Consider the following 15,630-nt stretch of genomic DNA (forward strand, 5'->3'; position numbering starts at 1 on the left):
GCAGAGTCGCTGCTGTGAGCGAGCCCTCCCTGGACCTGACCGCCGATCCGACATCCGGTCCGGACCGCCCGGGTGGCCTGGTCCTGCCGTCGCAGGAGGACCCGGTGGTCGCCGGTACGGCCAACGCGCTGGGCGGTCCCCCGGGGCGGCACGCGCTGCTCGGCGAGCGCCGGTTCTGGACCCCGCTGCGCTGGCTGATCCTGCTGACGCTGGTGACCAGCCTGTTCGGCTGGTGGCAGAAGTCGCCCTGCCGGGTGCACGCCTGGGCGGACGAGTACCAGTACACCCGCGGCTGTTACACCGACGTGTTCGCGCTGTACTTCGCCGAGGGGCTGAACCAGGGCAAGACGCCGTACGCCGACCACCCGGTGGAGTACCCGGTCGTCATCGGCGCCGTCATGCAGATCGCCGCGAAGGCGGTCACCGTCGTCGAGCCGGACCAGCGGCCGCGCCGGTTCTACGACGTCACCTGGGCGATCCTGACCGCCGGTGCGCTCGTCGTCGTCGTGACCACCGTGCGGCTGGCGGGCCGACGCAGACCCTGGGACGCCGCGATCTTCGCGTTTTCCCCGCTGCTCGTGCTGCACGGCACGACCAACTGGGACCTCCTGGCGATGGCGCTGGCCGGGCTCGGACTCGTGCAGTGGGCCCGGCGCCGGCCGCTGGCCGCCGGTCTGCTGCTGGGGCTGGCCACCGCGACCAAGCTCTATCCGGTGCTGTTCCTGGTGCCGTTGTTCGCGCTGTGCCTGCGGGCCAGGCGGATCCGGGCGTTCCTGCTGACGGCCGTGGCGCTGGTGCTCACCCCGGTGCTGGTCAGCCTGCCCGTCTACCTGACCAGCCCGTCGTTCGCCCAGATCGGCAACGAGCAGGTCCCGGTGGCCGCCAGCCCGTTGGACCGGATCGGCGAGCAGGGACTGGCGGCGCTGTCGCCGCACACCACCACGACGGGCCCCGACGGCGCTCCGGTCACCGGCATCAACGCGGCGTACCGCTTCTTCGAGCTGAACACCACCCGCCCGGCCGACTGGGACGCCGGCTGGCGGCTGCTGGAGAAGGCGCTCGGGCACCCACTGGACCAGGGACTGGCGCCGGGCGAGGCGCCGCACACACTCAACCGCGGCGTGGCGCTGTCGCTGCTGTTCTGCCTCGGCCTCATCGTGCTGCTGGCGCTGAAGGCGCCGCGCCGGCCCCGGCTGATGCAGCTGCTGTTCCTCACGGTTTTCGCGTTCCTGTTGACGAACAAGGTGTGGAGCCCGCAGTTCTCGATCTGGCTGGTGCCGCTCGCGCTGCTTGCCCGGCCGCGCTGGCGGCCGCTGTTGGCCTGGCAGGCCGCCGAGGCGCTGGTGCTGTTCACCCGGTTCTACTTCTTCCTGACCTTCGGCGAGGACTCCGACGGCATCGCCGACGGGTGGTACATCGCGGCGCTCGGTCTGCGCAACGTCTCGCTGCTGGTCCTGGTCGGTTTCGTGGTCCGCGACGTCCTCGCCCCCGAGCGGGACGTCGTACGGGCGCAGGGTGCGGACGACCCGGCCGGCGGTGTGCTCGACGGCGCGCCGGACCGCGCCGCGGCGTGGATCGGCTGGCGACGGTCACCCGTCGCCCCCTGACGTCACCCGACCCAGTCCCGACCCAGTCATGATCAACGCCGGGGTTCTCACTTTTCGGGGGGGCAAAAAGCGCGGAAACCCGGCGTTGATCAAGGGCCGTGGCTGGGGCTGGGGCCGCGGTTGGGGCCGTGGCTGGGGCTGGGGCTGGGGCCGTGGCTGGGCGCGGGCGATGGCTGCTCGGCCGGCCGGGCCACCGCCGCGGCGCGCAGGAACAGCCCGAACAGCAGGACGAGCAGCGCGGCGCGACCCCACACGCCGAGCACCACGGCCTGCTTGGCCAGCCCGAAGTCCCGACCCTGCGAGAGGTCGTAGAACCAGCGGAACAGCCCGACGTAGAACAGCGTGTCGAGCGCGAGGTAGCCCAGCACCCAGCCGAGCCGGATGTGGACCAGCGCGAAGAACGGCAGCAGCCACAGGGCGAACTGCGGGCTGTGCGCCTTGTTCAGCAGCAGGAAGGCGCAGAGCATGGCCGCCGACACCTGCAGGAACGGGTAGCCGCCCGCACCCCGGCTCCGGTGCCAGCCCCAGGCCAGCGCGCCCACGAAGCTCAGCCCGAGCAGGACCGGGATCAGCTGGTTGAGCTGATCCAAGGTGAGACCCGGCATCCCCCAGTGCCAGATGCTGTTGCTGGTGACGTCGGCCGCACGCAGCTTCTGGAAGGCATATGGCGCCCACCAGCCGGCGGGGTTGACCACCAGGAAGGGCACGTTGACGGCCGCCCAGCTGCCGACTCCTGCGCCGCCGGCCAGCAGCGCCCCCCGGCGGTCGCCCGCACGCAGCCGGTGCAGGACGAGCGGCGCGAGGAAGAAGCCGGGCCAGAGCTTGAGGCTGGCGCCGATCCCCAGCAGCGCCCCCGCCCCGCCCCAGCGCCCGCGGTGCCAGGCGGCGAAGGCGGCGACGGTGGCGGCCACCACCAGCAGGTCCCAGTTGTGGAAGGAGTACCAGACCAGCGGCGGTGCGGCGGCGTAGGCCAGCGCGCGCCACCCGGCCATCCGGTGCAGCAGCCAGGCCGTCAGCAGCGAGAACGGCGCGAGCAGCAGTGCGGTCGCCGCGAGGTACGCACCGTCGTCGGCGACGAACAGCGCCGGCAGCCAGGCCGCGATGCCCGTGAGGACGGGGTACTCCAGCGTGCCGCCGACGATCTGCCCGTCGACCAGCCCGCCCTCGACGTACGGGAACTGCTTGTCAACCAGGCCCCGGCCGCTGTAGAGCACCTGGATGTCGTTGCTGCACAGGTGGCTGTCCCGCAGCTCGTTGTACGCCCCGATGCACTGCGCCTTGAGCAGGTACCCGGCCAGGGTCAGCAGGGCGCAGGAGAGCAGGACGAGCGCCAGGGACCTGCGGGCGTCGAGTCGCATGCGGTGACCCTAGGACGCGGCGTGACGGCTGCAGCTCAGGGCGCGAGGTCCAGCCGGACGACGACGACCACGCCGCGCGGCTCGACGGCCACCCCCGGCAGGCCGGCCAGGGTGCGGGCGTCCAGCCGCTCGTACCTCGTGCCGGGCAGCGCGTCGGGCAGCAGGACCAGGCTGGCGACACCGGCGGCGCGCAGGCGGTCGAGCGCGTCCAGGTCGGGCAGCCGCGCCGCGGCGGCGCGCAACTCCTCCTGCAGGCGGGGGGTGAAACCGCTCGACCCGTTGACGACCCGCGGGAAGCGGTCGGTGCTCCAGAGCATCACCGCGTAGTCCAGGTGCGCCTCGCTCGGCAGCACCATGACCGGGGCGGGCAGGTCGGCCAGCACCACCGGCGGGACGGCGCGCACCGGCGCGAGCGGCTGGGTGTCCAGCCCCTCGAGCAGGACGACCGCCGACAGGCCGAAGGCCAGCAGCACCGCGGCCGAGCGCGCCCGCGCCGCGTCCGTGCCGGCCAGCCGGCGCACCCGGCGCAGCAGCACCTCCACGCCGTGTGCCGCCAGCAGGGCCAGCCCGAGCCAGCCGGTGTTGACCAGCCGACCCGGTGTCCGGACGCCCTGCCAGCCGGGCGCGTGCTCGTACAGCAGCAGGTAACCCAGCCGCCCGCCGAGCGGGCCCTCCGTGCCGAGCGCGCAGACCGCGATCACGACGACTGCCCCGGCGACCAGCACCCGGCGGCGCCCGGACCAGGGTCCGGCGGCCAGCCCGGCCGCGGCCAGCACCGTGACGACCAGACCCGGGAACAGCGCCTCCTCGTTGAAGGCGACGACCCCCTCGCGCAGGCCCTCGGTGTGCCGGCCCCACGCCCAGGACGACGGCGGCGCCGTGACCAGCCCCTTCACCGACGGGGAGAACAGCGCCACCTCCGCCACCGAGCGGCGGGCCTCCGGATGGTCCTCGACCGCCTGCAGGAACGGCTGCGCGAGCAGCGCCCCGGCGCCGAGGAACAGCACCAGGCCCAGCCCGTCGGCCACCAGCAGCCGGCGGCCGGGCCACCCCGCGCCACGCTGCGCCCGCAGCAGCGTCCGGCCGATCGCGACCGCCGTGCACACCGCGAGCAGGTAGGCCAGCTGCAGCCCGATCGGCGGGCTGATGCTGAAGTGCCAGGCCGCTGTGGCCCAGCCGGCAAGGACCCAGCCCGGCCGCACCGGTCCGCCGCCGACCCGCAGGCGCACGCCGTGGCCACGGGCCAGCATCGCCAGCGCGAGCGGGGCCCCGCCGCTGGAGAGCACCTGCAGGTGGCTGGCCATCGCCGCGCGCCAGGGGTTGACCGCGAACGCGGTGGCGGCGACCAGCGCCGCCGCCCGCCCCAGGCCGAGCTGGCGGACCAGCACCCAGGTCCCCGCGAAGGCGAGGGCGTAGGTGAACAGCAGCACGACGTTGTAGCGGACCAGGGCGGCGCCCGGTCCCTCGCCGACCAGCCCGAAGGGCAGGTAGCCGAGCAGCGGGTCGCTGAACGCCAGCGCGTTGGGCAGCGGCGCGAACGGGTTGGCGTCCCACAGGTCCTTGCCGGACGTCAGCGCGTGCGCCGGCCAGGACAGGATCCAGGCCAGCAGGACCGGGTCGCCGGCGTCGCCCGGGACGGTGCTGGACAACTCCTGCGGCCGGCGGACGACCAGCGCCAGCAGGCAGCCCAGCCCGAAGACCAGCGCGCCCTCCAGGACCGGCCCGACGCGCCGCGCAGCCGGCGCCGCGGGTGCGCCCTCGCTGGTCGGACCGGGCGCGTGCACCGGGCGACTCTAGCCACCGGCCGGTCTCACGGGCCCCTGCCGAGGCGGACGACCAGCACGTCCCCCTGCGGCTCGACGTCCACCCCCGGCAGCCGGGCCAGCGCGACGGCGTCGAGCCGCTCGTACCTCGTCCCGGGCAGCGCGTCGGGCAGCACCAGCAGGCTGGCCACTCCCGAGCTGCGCAGCCGGGCGAGGGCCGGCGGGTCCGGCAGCCGCGCGGCGGCCTCCCGTAGCTGCTCCAGCTCGGCGGGGGTGAAGCCGCTGACGCCGTTCACCACCCGCGGGAAGCCGTCCGTGCTCCAGAGCATGACGTCCTGGTCGGTGGAGTCCTCGCTCGGCAGGACCAGCACCGGCTGCGGCAGTGCGGTGAGCGCGAGAGCAGGAGGGGGCCGCACCGCCGTCTGGCCGGCGGTGTCGAGCCCCTCGAGCAGGGCGGCGGCGGACAGGCCGAGGGCCAGCCCGACCGCCAGCGGCCGGTCCAGGGCCGGGTCCGCCCACCCGCGAGCGCGCCGGACCATCGCGAGCAGAACCGCCACGCCGTGCGCCGCCAGCAGCGCGAGCCCCAGCCAGGCCGTCGTCACGAGCCGGGACGGGGTTCGTACGCCCTGCCAGCCCGGGGCGTACTCGTAGAGCAGCAGGTAGCTCCAGCGGCCCCCGGCCGGTCCGGAGGTGCCCATCGCGCAGACGGCGACGACGGCCACCGCCCCGGCGATCAGCACCACCCGTCGGCGGGACCAGGGACCCGGGAGCAGGCCGGCCGCCGCGAGCACGGTGACCGTCAGCCCCGGGAACAGCGCCTTCTCGTTGATCCCTCCGACACCGTCCCGCTCCGCGGCGGTGTAGCGGCCCCACAGCAGCGAGTCGCCCGGCGCGGTGACGAAGGCCGCGGCGGACGGGGAGTAGAAGCCCACCTCTTCCAGGCCCCGTCGCGCCTGCGGGTGGTCCTGCACCGCCGAGAAGTACGGCTGCGCCAGGGTTGCGCCGACTGCCAGCAGCAGGGCGACCCCCGCGACGTCGGCGAGGACGAGCCGCCGGTCCGGCCGGCCCTTCCCCCGCTGCGCGCGGACCAGGGCGCGCGCCGCGGCCACGGCGGTGCACAGGGCGAGGAGGTAGGCCAGCTGCAGGCCCAGTCCGAAGCCGAGGCTGAGCTGCCAGGTCGCGACCGCCCAGCCGGCGAACGCCCAGCCGGGACGGAGCGGCCCGGTCCCGGTGCGCAGCCGCACGCCGTGGCCGCGGGCCAGCAGCGCCAGCGCGAGCGGGATGCCCCCGCTGGACAGCACCTGGATGTGGTTGAGCTGGGACACTCGCCAGGGGTTGAAGGCGAAGGCGGTGGCCGCGACCAGCGCGGCCGCCCGCCCCAGCCCGAGCTGGCGGACGAGCAGCCACGTGCCGGCGAAGGCCAGTGCACCGGTGAACAGCAGCACGAGGTTGTACCGGACCAGGGCCGCGGCCGGTCCCTCGCCGACCAGGCCGAAGGGCAGGTAGCCGAGCAGCAGGTCGGTGAAGGCGAGGGTGTTGTCCAGCGGGGCGAAGATGTTGCCGTCCCACAGCCGGTCCGCGCTGGTGAGCGCGTGCCCGGGCCAGGCGAGCACCCAGGACAGCAGCACCGGATCGCGCGGATCACCCGGGACGCTACTGCCGAGCTCCTGCGGGCGCCGCACGAGGACGGCCAGCAGCAGGCCGAGCGCCAGCGAGCAGCCGGCTTCGTACGCCGGTCCGGAACGGCGGCACCGCCGCCTCGGCGTCACGTCGGCAGGTTGTTTCGCAGGTAGGCGATGTCGGACGCCTGCCCTTCGAGCCCACCCGGCGTCTCGCAGACCACCGGTGCGCCGGCCGCCGCGACGACCGCCAGCAGCAGCTCGCGATCGATCTGCCCCTTGCCGAGGTTGGCGTGCCGGTCTGCGCCGCTGCCGAAGGCGTCGCGCGAGTCGTTGCAGTGCACGAGGTCGATCCGGCCGGTGATGGACGTGATCCGGTCCACCAGGTCGAGGAGCTGCTCACCACCGGCATGCGCGTGGCAGGTGTCCAGGCAGAAGCCGACTCCGGGGAAGCCGCCGATGCCGTCCCACAGCCGGGCCAGCGCATCCAGATGTCGCGCCATGGCGTGCTCGCCGCCGGCGGTGTTCTCGACCAGGATCGGCAGGGGGGTGCCGGCCTCCGCCCAGGAGGACCGCTCGAACGCCTTCACCCAGTTCTGGACGCCGACCCGTGGATCGTCGCCCTTGCCGACGTGCCCGCCGTGGACGATCAGACCGCGGGCGCCGAGGGACGCCGCCGCCTGCGCGTGGTCGAGCAGGATCGCGCGCGACGGGATCCGGATCTTGTTGTTGGTCGACGCGAGGTTGACGATGTATGGCGCGTGCACGTACAGGTCCAGACCCGCTGTGCCGGCTGCCCGGTCGTGGCTCAGCGCCTCGGGAACGACCGCCTTCTTCCAGCTCTGCGGGTCGCCACAGAAGAACTGGACGAGGTCCGCACCACGCGCCCGCCCCTCGCCCAGCGGGTCGGCGGCGTCGACATGGGCACCGATCGCGAGCATGGCTCCACGCTAGCCCGGATCCCCGACGCATCTTCGGAATCACTCTGCACCTGACAACGCACCTGACAACGCACCGGACAGGGGCGCCGGGGCACCGCATGCGACCGGTGGCTGCTCGTTCGTGGACACGACATGCCGGTCCGCAGACGTGTGTGCCGTCGGGCGGTGTACAGCACAGGTCAACATTTCGACAATCTTGACCTGTGCGGTATCTCCGCCGTGCGGCACCTGTCGCGGTCCGAGTGCCCCGGTTCCGGCCCAGAGATGCGAAACTGGAGAGATGAAGCTCCGCCGATCTGCCGCCGCCCTGCTCGCGGCTCCCGCCCTCCTGCTCGGCAGCGTCGGATTCGCCACGCCCGCCGCCGCCGGAGAGAAGGTCGTCACCATCACCGCCGAAGGCGTGACACCGAAGGTGCTGCAGGTCGCCTCCGGTGACACGGTCCGGTTCGTCAACGAGGACACCGCCTTCGGCTACCGCGCCGTGGCCACGAGCAAGAACTGGGATCTCGACAGCGGCCCGGTCGGGCTGCTGCCGGGCCGCAGCTACACCCATCCGGATCCGGTCACCCGGGCCGGCACCTACACCTATCGGGTCGCCGAGGGCGCGGCCTTCGAGGGCTCGGTCGTGCTGCCGGCCTCGGCCGGGCCCGGCCCGACCGGTGGCGCGAAGCCGGCGTCCTCGCCGAGCGGCGGGGCCGCGGGCGGCCCGGGCTCCCCGAGCCCGTCCCCGGCCGCGACCGGTGGCAACGGCACCGCCCCCGCCCCGCCGATCTCCGGCGGCTTCGGGTCGCTGGGCATCCCGACCGACCCCAGCTCGGGCGGCCTTGCGCCGCCGCCGGCGATCGCGCTGCCGGACCTGCCGGCCGAGGCCGCCGGGCCGGCGCCCGAGATGGCCCCGGACCTCGAGCCCGGCGTGGCCGTCGCCACCGGCCGGCTGGCCAGCCCCCCGACCGTGCGCGGCTACGGCCTGCCCGCCGCCCTGGCCGCCGTCCTGGCCGGCGGCACCGCATCGCTGCTGGTCCGCCTGCTGCTGGCCGAGCCGGCCGCCCGCCGGCGCGCCCCGCTCGCGATGGCCGGTCCCGCACCGGTCGCCACGGCCTGACCCGGGACGCCGCGCTGGTAGCGTGACGCCGTTTACCGACGTGAACGCCCTCCTGCCACGGATCGTCCGTGGCCGCGAAGTCCACAGGAGGAGGTGGGTCACTTGCGTCACTACGAACTGATGGTCATCCTCGACCCCGACCTGGAGGAGCGCACCATCGCTCCCTCCCTCGACACGTTCCTCAACGTCGTCCGTACCGGCGGCGGGACGGTCGAGAAGGTCGACGTCTGGGGGCGCCGCCGGCTGGCCACCGAGATCGACAAGAAGACCGAGGGCATCTACGCCGTCGTCGACCTCAGCGCCGACTCGGCCACGATGAAGGAGCTGGACCGCCAGCTCAACCTCAACGAGTCCATCCTCCGCACGAAGGTCATGCGACCCGAGCTGCGCGCCAGCAAGCCTGCGCCGGCCAAGGAGCCCAAGGCTCCCGCCGCGGTGCCGGCCGCCGCCGGCTAGCTCTCGCGTCCGGACCCGAACCGCCCCTTCCCCGCTCGACCTGTGCGCACCCGACGCGCACGCATCCACACCGCACCGACATCTCCCGCAGAACGCGGGAAGGGCCAAAGGAGAACCCGTGGCAGGCGACACCGTCATCACCGTGGTCGGCAACCTCACCGCCGACCCCGAGCTGCGCTTCACCCCGAGCGGGGCAGCCGTCGCGAACTTCACCGTCGCGTCGACCCCCCGCACCTTCGACAAGAACTCCAACGAGTGGAAGGACGGCGAGGCGCTCTTCCTGCGCTGCTCCGTCTGGCGCCAGGCCGCCGAGAACGTCGCGGAGTCCCTGCACAAGGGCACCTCCGTGATCGTCCAGGGTCGCCTCAAGCAGCGCTCGTACGAGACGAAGGAAGGCGAGAAGCGGACGGTGTACGAGCTGGACGTCGACGAGGTCGGCCCAGCGCTGCGCTGGGCCACCGCGAAGGTCACCAAGGCCTCCCGCAGTAGCGGCGGCGGTGGTGGCGGCTTCGGCGGCGGCGGCGGGCAGTCCTACGGCGGCGGTAACGCGGCACCCAGCGGCGGTGACGACCCGTGGGCCAGCGCGCCCGCCGGGGGCGCCGCGAGCTCGGGCGGCTGGTCCGACGAGCCCCCCTTCTAAAACGACTCATCCCAGGAGATCACGACGATGGCCAAGCCACCGCCCCGCAAGCTGAAGAAGAAGGTCTGCCAGTTCTGCAAGGACAAGGTGACCTACGTCGACTACAAGGACACCGGCACCCTGCGCAAGTACATCTCGGACCGCGGCAAGATCCGGGCCAGCCGGGTCAGCGGGAACTGCCGGCAGCACCAGCGCGACGTCGCCATGGCTGTGAAGAACAGCCGGGAGATGGCGCTGCTGCCCTACACCTCGACGGCGCGCTGACATGGCCGCCACGATGAAGCTCATCCTCACGCAGGACGTCTCCGGTCTCGGTGCGCCCGGCGACGTGGTCGAGGTGGCGGCGGGCTACGGCCGCAACTACCTCGTCCCGCAGGGCATGGCGATCCAGTCCACCCGCGGCGCGGAGAAGCAGATCGCGACCATCCGCCGGGCCCGCGAGGTGCGCGAGGTCCGCGACCTCGGTGCCGCCAACGAGATGAAGGCGCAGTTGTCGGGCCTGCAGGTCCGGCTGCCCGCCCGCTCCGGCGAGGCCGGCCGGCTGTTCGGATCGGTGACCTCCAGCGACGTGGTCGAGGCCGTCACGAAGGCCGGCGGCCCGAAGCTGGACCGCCGCCTGGTGACGCTGGCCGCGCCGATCAAGTCGCTCGGCAATCACACCGTCAACGTGAAGGTGCACCCCGAGGTCGAGGCGACGATCGCCCTCGAGGTCGTTGCCGCGAAGTAGCCCCAGTACCCGCACGTCCGCACGGCCCGGCTCCCGCAAGGGCGCCGGGCCGTACGTCGTTCAGCGGCCGGCAGCTGTCAGGACGCAGCGAAGCGGTAGAGGATCTGGGCTCTCCGGCCGGTCTCGCTGTACACCTGCTGGCCGGCCCGCCGCAGCACGCCGAGCGAGAACAGCAGCGCCTCGCACTGACCTTCGAAGGTGCGGTAGTGCGGTGCGGCCAGCACGAAGACCGGCCGGTGGCCCGCCCGCTCGGAGAGTTGCTGCGCGAACGCCCGCGGGTCCGCCGCCTGCTGGCGGGCGGTGTAGTCCACCCAGTCGATCCGCCGCGGGTCGCCGAAGCTGGGGTAGACGACCTGCTCGACCTGCTCGTCGAGCAGCCGCCAGACCGGCGGAGCGAGCTGGTCGGGGCAGTAGGCCAGCAGGTCCCCCGGTCCTCCGCCTGCCGCGCGGAAGGCCTCGACGACGCCGCCGGCGACGGTACGGGTACGCGCGGCGGCCGGGATGCCGGAGCTGATCCCGAGCACGGCGACCAGCCCCAGGGCGACCAGGGGCAGCCGCCGGCCGGGCAGCGCGGCGGCGCCGAGAGCGGCCCCCACGACCACCAGCGGGACGGCCACCGCCGTGTACCGGCCGGTGTAGGCGCCGCCTCCGAAGAAGACCGTCGTCCAGGCGAGCAGCAGGGTGAGCAGCGCGACCCCCCCGAGCAGCCGGGCCGCCGGCTGTCGGAAGGCCGCCCACACCGCCAGTGGGACCAGGAGCAAGCCCAGCAGCGTGCGGAAGGTCACCGACCCACCGCCCCAGTAGCGCGGCGTACGGAGGAACTCCGCCACGGTCAGCGGAGCTGCCCAGGGTGCGCCCGTGTGCGCGGCCTGGAAGAGGAAGGTCGGCGCCCAGGGCAGAAAGAGCAGCCCCCCGACCCCGAGGGCCAGCACGACCCGGACAGCGTCACCCCGCCGCCGGACCAGCCCCGGCAGGTGGAGCAGACCGACCGCCGTGAGCAGGAACAGCGACCAGTAGTGCGTCAGCAGCAGCAGCCCGGCCAGAGCCGCGAGCGTCAGCACCGCGCGGCGTGAGGCGGTGGTCCGCACCGTGTGCAGGGCGAGCGCACCGCTCAGCACGAGCACCACGACCAGCAGGTACATCCGGGTCTCGGAACCGAACCGCATCAGCCAGGGCAGCGTGGCCAGCACGATCACGGCCGCGCGTCCGCCGGCGCGGCCGTCGAGCCGGGAGCCCAGTCTCCAGGCCAGCAGCAGCGCCACCGGTACGAGCAGCGCCGTGAGCAGCCGGACGGCGACCGTGCCGGTGCCGACGAGGGTCATCCACGCCTTGAGCAGCAGGTAGTAGAGCGGCGGCGCGCCGTCCTGCCGCAGCGCGGCGTACAGATCGGGCAGCGGCAACCGGGCGATCTCGACGCTGATCACCTCGTCGAGCCACAGCGGTCCGGAGAGCACTCCGGCGATCACCCCGACGGCGCAGCCGAGCAGCGCGAGGACGAGCAGGACGAGCCCCGGCCGGCCCTCGAGCGCGGACCGGCCCGGGTGCGCAGGTGGTGCGGGGACGGTGCGGTGCGAGGTGGCGGTCAGGCCGCGTTCTCCTCGTGGTCCCGCGGGCGCCGAGGCAGGATCGGCGCGTCCCGTCCGGTGCGGGAGGCGGCGGTGGAGGACGGGCCGTCGGCCGAGGTGGGGTAGACGTCGGCGTCGGAGGCCATCGTCTCGTGGTAGTCCTCCTCGACGTTGACCGTCCACACGTCGTGCCGGGCGCCGTGCGCGATGTTCTCGACGGCCAGCATCGCCGTGAGCATCGAGTGGTCCTGGTTGTTGTAGCGGTGCATGCCGTTGCGGCCGACCGGGTGCACGTTCGGCGCGGTCTCGGCCAGCCAGCCGCGCAGCACGTCGACCCGCTCGGCGTAACCCTCGTCGTAGACCGGGTAGGCCTTCGGGACGCGGACGACGTACCCCGCCTCGACCTGGCCGCTGGTGACCAGCTTCAGCGTCTCGAGCTCGGCCTTGCCGAGCGCGACGAGGTCCTCGTCGGAGGACTCCCAGAGGTCGTCGCCCTCGGACACGAAGTATTCGAGGCCCAGGCAGGTGAAACCGTCCTTGACCAGCTGCGGCGACCAGGATCCGAAGTTCTGCACCCGTCCGACCCGTACGCCGGGCTCGTGGATGTAGATCCAGTTGTCGGGGAAGCCGGCGCTCGCCGGGACGACGAGCGCGACGGTGAGGAAGTCGCGGAACGCCAGGCCGTCGGCGGCCGCCAGCACCGCGGGCGGCGCCGGCGGGTCCATCGCCCGCACCAGCTCGGGCATCGGCATCGAGGAGACGACCGCGGAGGCCGGCAGCCGCTCCCCGGAGGCGAGCACGACGGTGTGCGCCCGACCGCCGGCGTGCTCCACCCGCGCCACGGGTGCCGACATCCGCAGCTTCCCGCCCAGGCCGATCACCAGGTCGCGGCAGCGCTCCCACATCATCCCAGGGCCCAGCCGCGGGTACTGGAACTCCTCGATCAGCGTCGTGATCTTCTGACCCTTGCCGAACCCGAAGGCGGAGGTGATCGCGTTGAGCAGCGACAGGTTCTTGATCCGCTGCGCCGCCCAGTCGGCCTGAATGTCGGTGGCCGGCACGCCCCACACCTTCTCGGTGTAGGTCTTGAAGAAGATCCGGTAGAGCCGCCAGCCGAACCGCGCAGCAACCCAGCCCTCGAAGTTGCTCTGGTCCTTGGGCGGCCGCACCCGGACCAGCGCGTACGACAGCACGCACCGGATGGCCTCCAGCACCCCGAGGCCGAACAGCGCGTTGAACGGCTTGAGCGGGTAGTCGAACAGCTTCCCGCGGTAGAGGATCCGGGACAGTCGCGGCCGCATGAGGAAGTCCTCGTCGGGCAGCACCTCGTGCCAGAACGCCTCGACCTCGGGCACCTTGGTGAAGAAACGGTGACCGCCGAGGTCGAAGCGCCAGCCGTCGCGCTCCACGGTCCGGCTGATCCCGCCGACGCTGTCGCCGGCCTCCACGACCGTCGTCTGCAGGCCCGCCTGGCGCAGCCGCAGGGCGGCGGTCAAGCCGGCGGGCCCGGCGCCGACCACCACCACGGGGTCGTTTCCGGTACGGGCCGGTGCTGTCGTCACGCTGTGGGTACTCCTGTCGTCGGTGCGGGTGGCCGCCAGCCGTACTGCTCGCCTGCCCGGCTCTTCGGCCATCGTACCGGGGGTGTTGTCACGGAACTGTCACATCCTGGTGAGCGCCGCGAACTGCCGACCCTGCTCCTCCCAGCCGTCCCCGACGGCGAGCCGGGCTGCGGCAGCGGCCGCGGCGAGCCCGGAACGCCCGAGCAGGACCCAGGGGAACCACGCGCTCGTGGCGCCCAGCCCCTCCAGCCGAACCCGACCGCCGGCGGCCGTGTCACCGTCCGGGTGCAGCTCGCACAGTGCCTGTCCCCCGGGGCCGAGCAGGGCGTGTACCCGGCGCAGCAACCGGACCGGGTCACCGCCGATGCCGACGTTGCCGTCGGCCAGCAGCACGGTCTGCCACTGGCCGGTACGAGGGAGCGGGCCGAAGACGTCACCGAGCAGCAGCGGCGCGTCGGCCTCCCTGGCCAGCACCGGCACCGCGGGGAGCAGCTCGAGACCGAGCACCTCGGTGCCGCGGGCGTGCAGCGCGGCGGTCAACCGGCCGGGTCCGCAGCCGACGTCGAGCACGGGGCCGACGCAGCGCTGGAGCATCGACTCGTCGGCGCGCCCGACCGGGCCGCGCCAGCGGGCGACGGGCAGCGGGAGCAGCCGCCCGTCGGACAGCCGCAGCAGGCGGGGCTGGAGGTCGTCCTCGCCGGCCGTGGCCATCCAGTCCGTCAGCACCTCCGCCGGATCGAGCACGGAGGGCGGCCGCGACGGTGCCGTCGGGCGGGGCAACGGCAGCACGCGTGGTCCTCCAGAGGGTCCGGCCGGAGTGGCCCCGAACTTCTTCGTGGCGCGCCCCGCCCCGGTTCACGCATCCCGCTCCTGGCGGCCTCCCCCGCCGCCCACAACCGCACACCCGGTAGGGCAGGCTCGGCCGCGTGACGGGCGACCGCTGGCTGCGCGGCGCTCTGCTCGCGCTGGCGGTCGGCACCGTGCTGGCCTGGCGGACCACCCAGGAGAACAGCATCCTGGGCAACGCCGACCGGTTGCTGCTCGAGATCCTGGCGTGGTGGGCGGCCTGGGCGGTGGGCATCGCCTGCCTGCGCCGGACCACCGCGCGCGGGGTGCTGCTGGTCGTCGTCCTGGGCGCCGTCGCGCTGCGGGTGGCGGCCATCACCGCCGTCGTCCCGCTGTCCGACGATCTCTACCGCTACGCCTGGGACGGCCGGGTGCAGGCCGCCGGCACCGACCCCTACCGCTACCCGCCGACGGCTCCCGAGCTGGCCGGGCTGCGGGACGCCTGGTTGTTCCCGGGGGCCGCGGCGTGCGCCGAACTCGGCCGCGAGCCGGACTGCACGATCATCAACCGGCCCGAGGTGCGCACCCTCTACCCGCCCGTGGCGCAGGCGTGGTTCCTGCTGGGGCACTCGCTGGGGGCCTCGCGGCTGCAGGATCTGGGCTGGCAGCTGGTCGCGCTGCTCGCCGATCTCGCAACGATGGTGCTGCTGTGGCGGCTGCTGGTCCAGCGTGGACGGGACCCGCGGTGGGTGGCCGTCTACGCCTGGAGCCCGGTCGCGGTGCTGGAGGCGGTGCAGAACGGCCACGTCGACGGGCTGGCGACGCTGTTCGTCGTTGCTGCCGTCGGGCTGGCCGGCCGGCGCCCCGCCTGCTCGGGGGCCGCTCTCGGCGCGGCCGCCATGGTCAAGCTCTACCCGGCCTTGCTGCTGCCGGTGCTGCTCGCGCGCCGGCCGGTCCGGGTGCTCGGCGCCTTCGTGGCCGTGGTGGTCGTGAGCTACCTGCCGCACGTGCTCGCCGTCGGCTGGGACGTGCTCGGCTACCTGCCCGGCTATCTACGGGAGGAGGACTACGTCGAGGGTGGCCGGTACCTGCTGCTGCGACCCCTCGGCCTGTCGGGCCTCCCGGCGACACTGGTGGCCGGTGCCGCCGGCCTCGGTGTCCTCACGGTCGTGCTGCGCGCGGTGCGGGCGCGGCCCGACGACGTGGCCTTTCCCGCGCTGTTGCTGTTCGGCTCCGCGCTGCTGCTCGCGACACCCGTGCAGCCGTGGTACGGCCTGCCACTGGCGGCGCTGGCCGTGCTCGCGGCCCGGCCGGCCTGGCTGGCCGTGCCGGCCGCCGCGTACCCGGCGTTCTTCGCGGTCGTCCCGGACGGGCCCTCGCCCGGCGCCTCCCGCACCGGCAGCGCCGCCTTCGCCCTGGCCCTGGTCGCGGTCCTGGTGTCGGCGGGCCGTCGTCGGTCCGGGGCCGGACCTGCCGGGGGGGGGGGGGGGGGGGGGGGGGGGGG

Annotated in this window: 13 protein-coding genes and 1 pseudogene; 7 read left to right on the top strand and 7 right to left on the bottom strand. The window is 73.9% G+C overall.

Features of this window, described 5'->3' with window-relative positions:
- The first annotated feature begins 14 nt into the window (after positions 1 to 14).
- On the top strand, positions 15 to 1,607 hold the full coding sequence (locus tag WD794_06690; protein MEX2289998.1) for a glycosyltransferase 87 family protein: 1,593 nt from the start codon (positions 15 to 17) through the stop codon (positions 1,605 to 1,607).
- A gap of 89 nt (positions 1,608 to 1,696) precedes the next feature.
- Here the strand turns inward: WD794_06690 and WD794_06695 are convergent, their stop codons facing one another.
- The 4 genes from WD794_06695 to WD794_06710 are packed head-to-tail and all read right to left on the bottom strand — an operon-like array spanning position 1,697 to position 7,288.
- Positions 1,697 to 2,965, bottom strand: coding sequence for a glycosyltransferase 87 family protein (locus tag WD794_06695; GenBank protein MEX2289999.1), 1,269 nt, complete (start codon positions 2,963 to 2,965; stop codon positions 1,697 to 1,699).
- A 35-nt stretch (positions 2,966 to 3,000) separates the two neighbouring features.
- The gene (locus tag WD794_06700; GenBank protein ID MEX2290000.1) at positions 3,001 to 4,749 is read right to left on the bottom strand and encodes a hypothetical protein; all 1,749 of its coding nucleotides are present in this window, start codon (positions 4,747 to 4,749) and stop codon (positions 3,001 to 3,003) included.
- A gap of 26 nt (positions 4,750 to 4,775) precedes the next feature.
- Positions 4,776 to 6,497, bottom strand: coding sequence for a hypothetical protein (locus WD794_06705; protein MEX2290001.1), 1,722 nt, complete (start codon positions 6,495 to 6,497; stop codon positions 4,776 to 4,778).
- Positions 6,494 to 7,288: a deoxyribonuclease IV gene (locus WD794_06710; GenBank protein MEX2290002.1), complete on the bottom strand. Its 795-nt coding sequence runs from the start codon at positions 7,286 to 7,288 to the stop codon at positions 6,494 to 6,496. The genes WD794_06705 and WD794_06710 overlap by 4 nt, the downstream gene beginning before the upstream one ends.
- A gap of 280 nt (positions 7,289 to 7,568) precedes the next feature.
- On the opposite strand from WD794_06710, the gene WD794_06715 reads away from it, so the two are divergent.
- The 5 genes and pseudogenes from WD794_06715 (at position 7,569) to rplI (ending at position 10,213) form a co-directional block, all read left to right on the top strand.
- Positions 7,569 to 8,390, top strand: a complete 822-nt coding sequence (locus WD794_06715; protein ID MEX2290003.1) for a hypothetical protein — start codon at positions 7,569 to 7,571, stop codon at positions 8,388 to 8,390.
- 102 nt (positions 8,391 to 8,492) lie between these two features.
- A pseudogene (rpsF, locus tag WD794_06720) lies at positions 8,493 to 8,774 on the top strand (30S ribosomal protein S6).
- A gap of 190 nt (positions 8,775 to 8,964) precedes the next feature.
- A complete protein-coding gene (locus WD794_06725) occupies positions 8,965 to 9,486 on the top strand; it encodes a single-stranded DNA-binding protein (GenBank protein ID MEX2290004.1) in 522 nt (173 codons plus the stop codon).
- Positions 9,487 to 9,513: 27 nt separating this feature from the next.
- Complete coding sequence (gene rpsR / locus WD794_06730) at positions 9,514 to 9,750, top strand: 30S ribosomal protein S18 (GenBank protein MEX2290005.1); 237 nt, start codon at positions 9,514 to 9,516, stop codon at positions 9,748 to 9,750.
- A gap of 13 nt (positions 9,751 to 9,763) precedes the next feature.
- Positions 9,764 to 10,213, top strand: a complete 450-nt coding sequence (gene rplI, locus WD794_06735; protein ID MEX2290006.1) for a 50S ribosomal protein L9 — start codon at positions 9,764 to 9,766, stop codon at positions 10,211 to 10,213.
- Between the two features lie 77 nt (positions 10,214 to 10,290).
- Here rplI and WD794_06740 read toward each other — a convergent pair whose 3' ends face one another.
- The 3 genes from WD794_06740 to WD794_06750 form a co-directional block, all read right to left on the bottom strand.
- Positions 10,291 to 11,679, bottom strand: coding sequence for a glycosyltransferase family 39 protein (locus WD794_06740; protein MEX2290007.1), 1,389 nt, complete (start codon positions 11,677 to 11,679; stop codon positions 10,291 to 10,293).
- A gap of 116 nt (positions 11,680 to 11,795) precedes the next feature.
- Positions 11,796 to 13,340, bottom strand: a complete 1,545-nt coding sequence (locus WD794_06745; protein MEX2290008.1) for an NAD(P)/FAD-dependent oxidoreductase — start codon at positions 13,338 to 13,340, stop codon at positions 11,796 to 11,798.
- A 99-nt stretch (positions 13,341 to 13,439) separates the two neighbouring features.
- Positions 13,440 to 14,129, bottom strand: coding sequence for a class I SAM-dependent methyltransferase (locus WD794_06750; protein MEX2290009.1), 690 nt, complete (start codon positions 14,127 to 14,129; stop codon positions 13,440 to 13,442).
- Between the two features lie 137 nt (positions 14,130 to 14,266).
- On the opposite strand from WD794_06750, the gene WD794_06755 reads away from it, so the two are divergent.
- On the top strand, positions 14,267 to 15,630 hold a 1,364-nt coding region (locus WD794_06755), incomplete at its 3' end, for a glycosyltransferase family 87 protein (protein ID MEX2290010.1).

The sequence above is a fragment of the Mycobacteriales bacterium genome (assembly GCA_040902655.1).
Classification (GTDB): domain Bacteria; phylum Actinomycetota; class Actinomycetes; order Mycobacteriales; family SCTD01; genus SCTD01.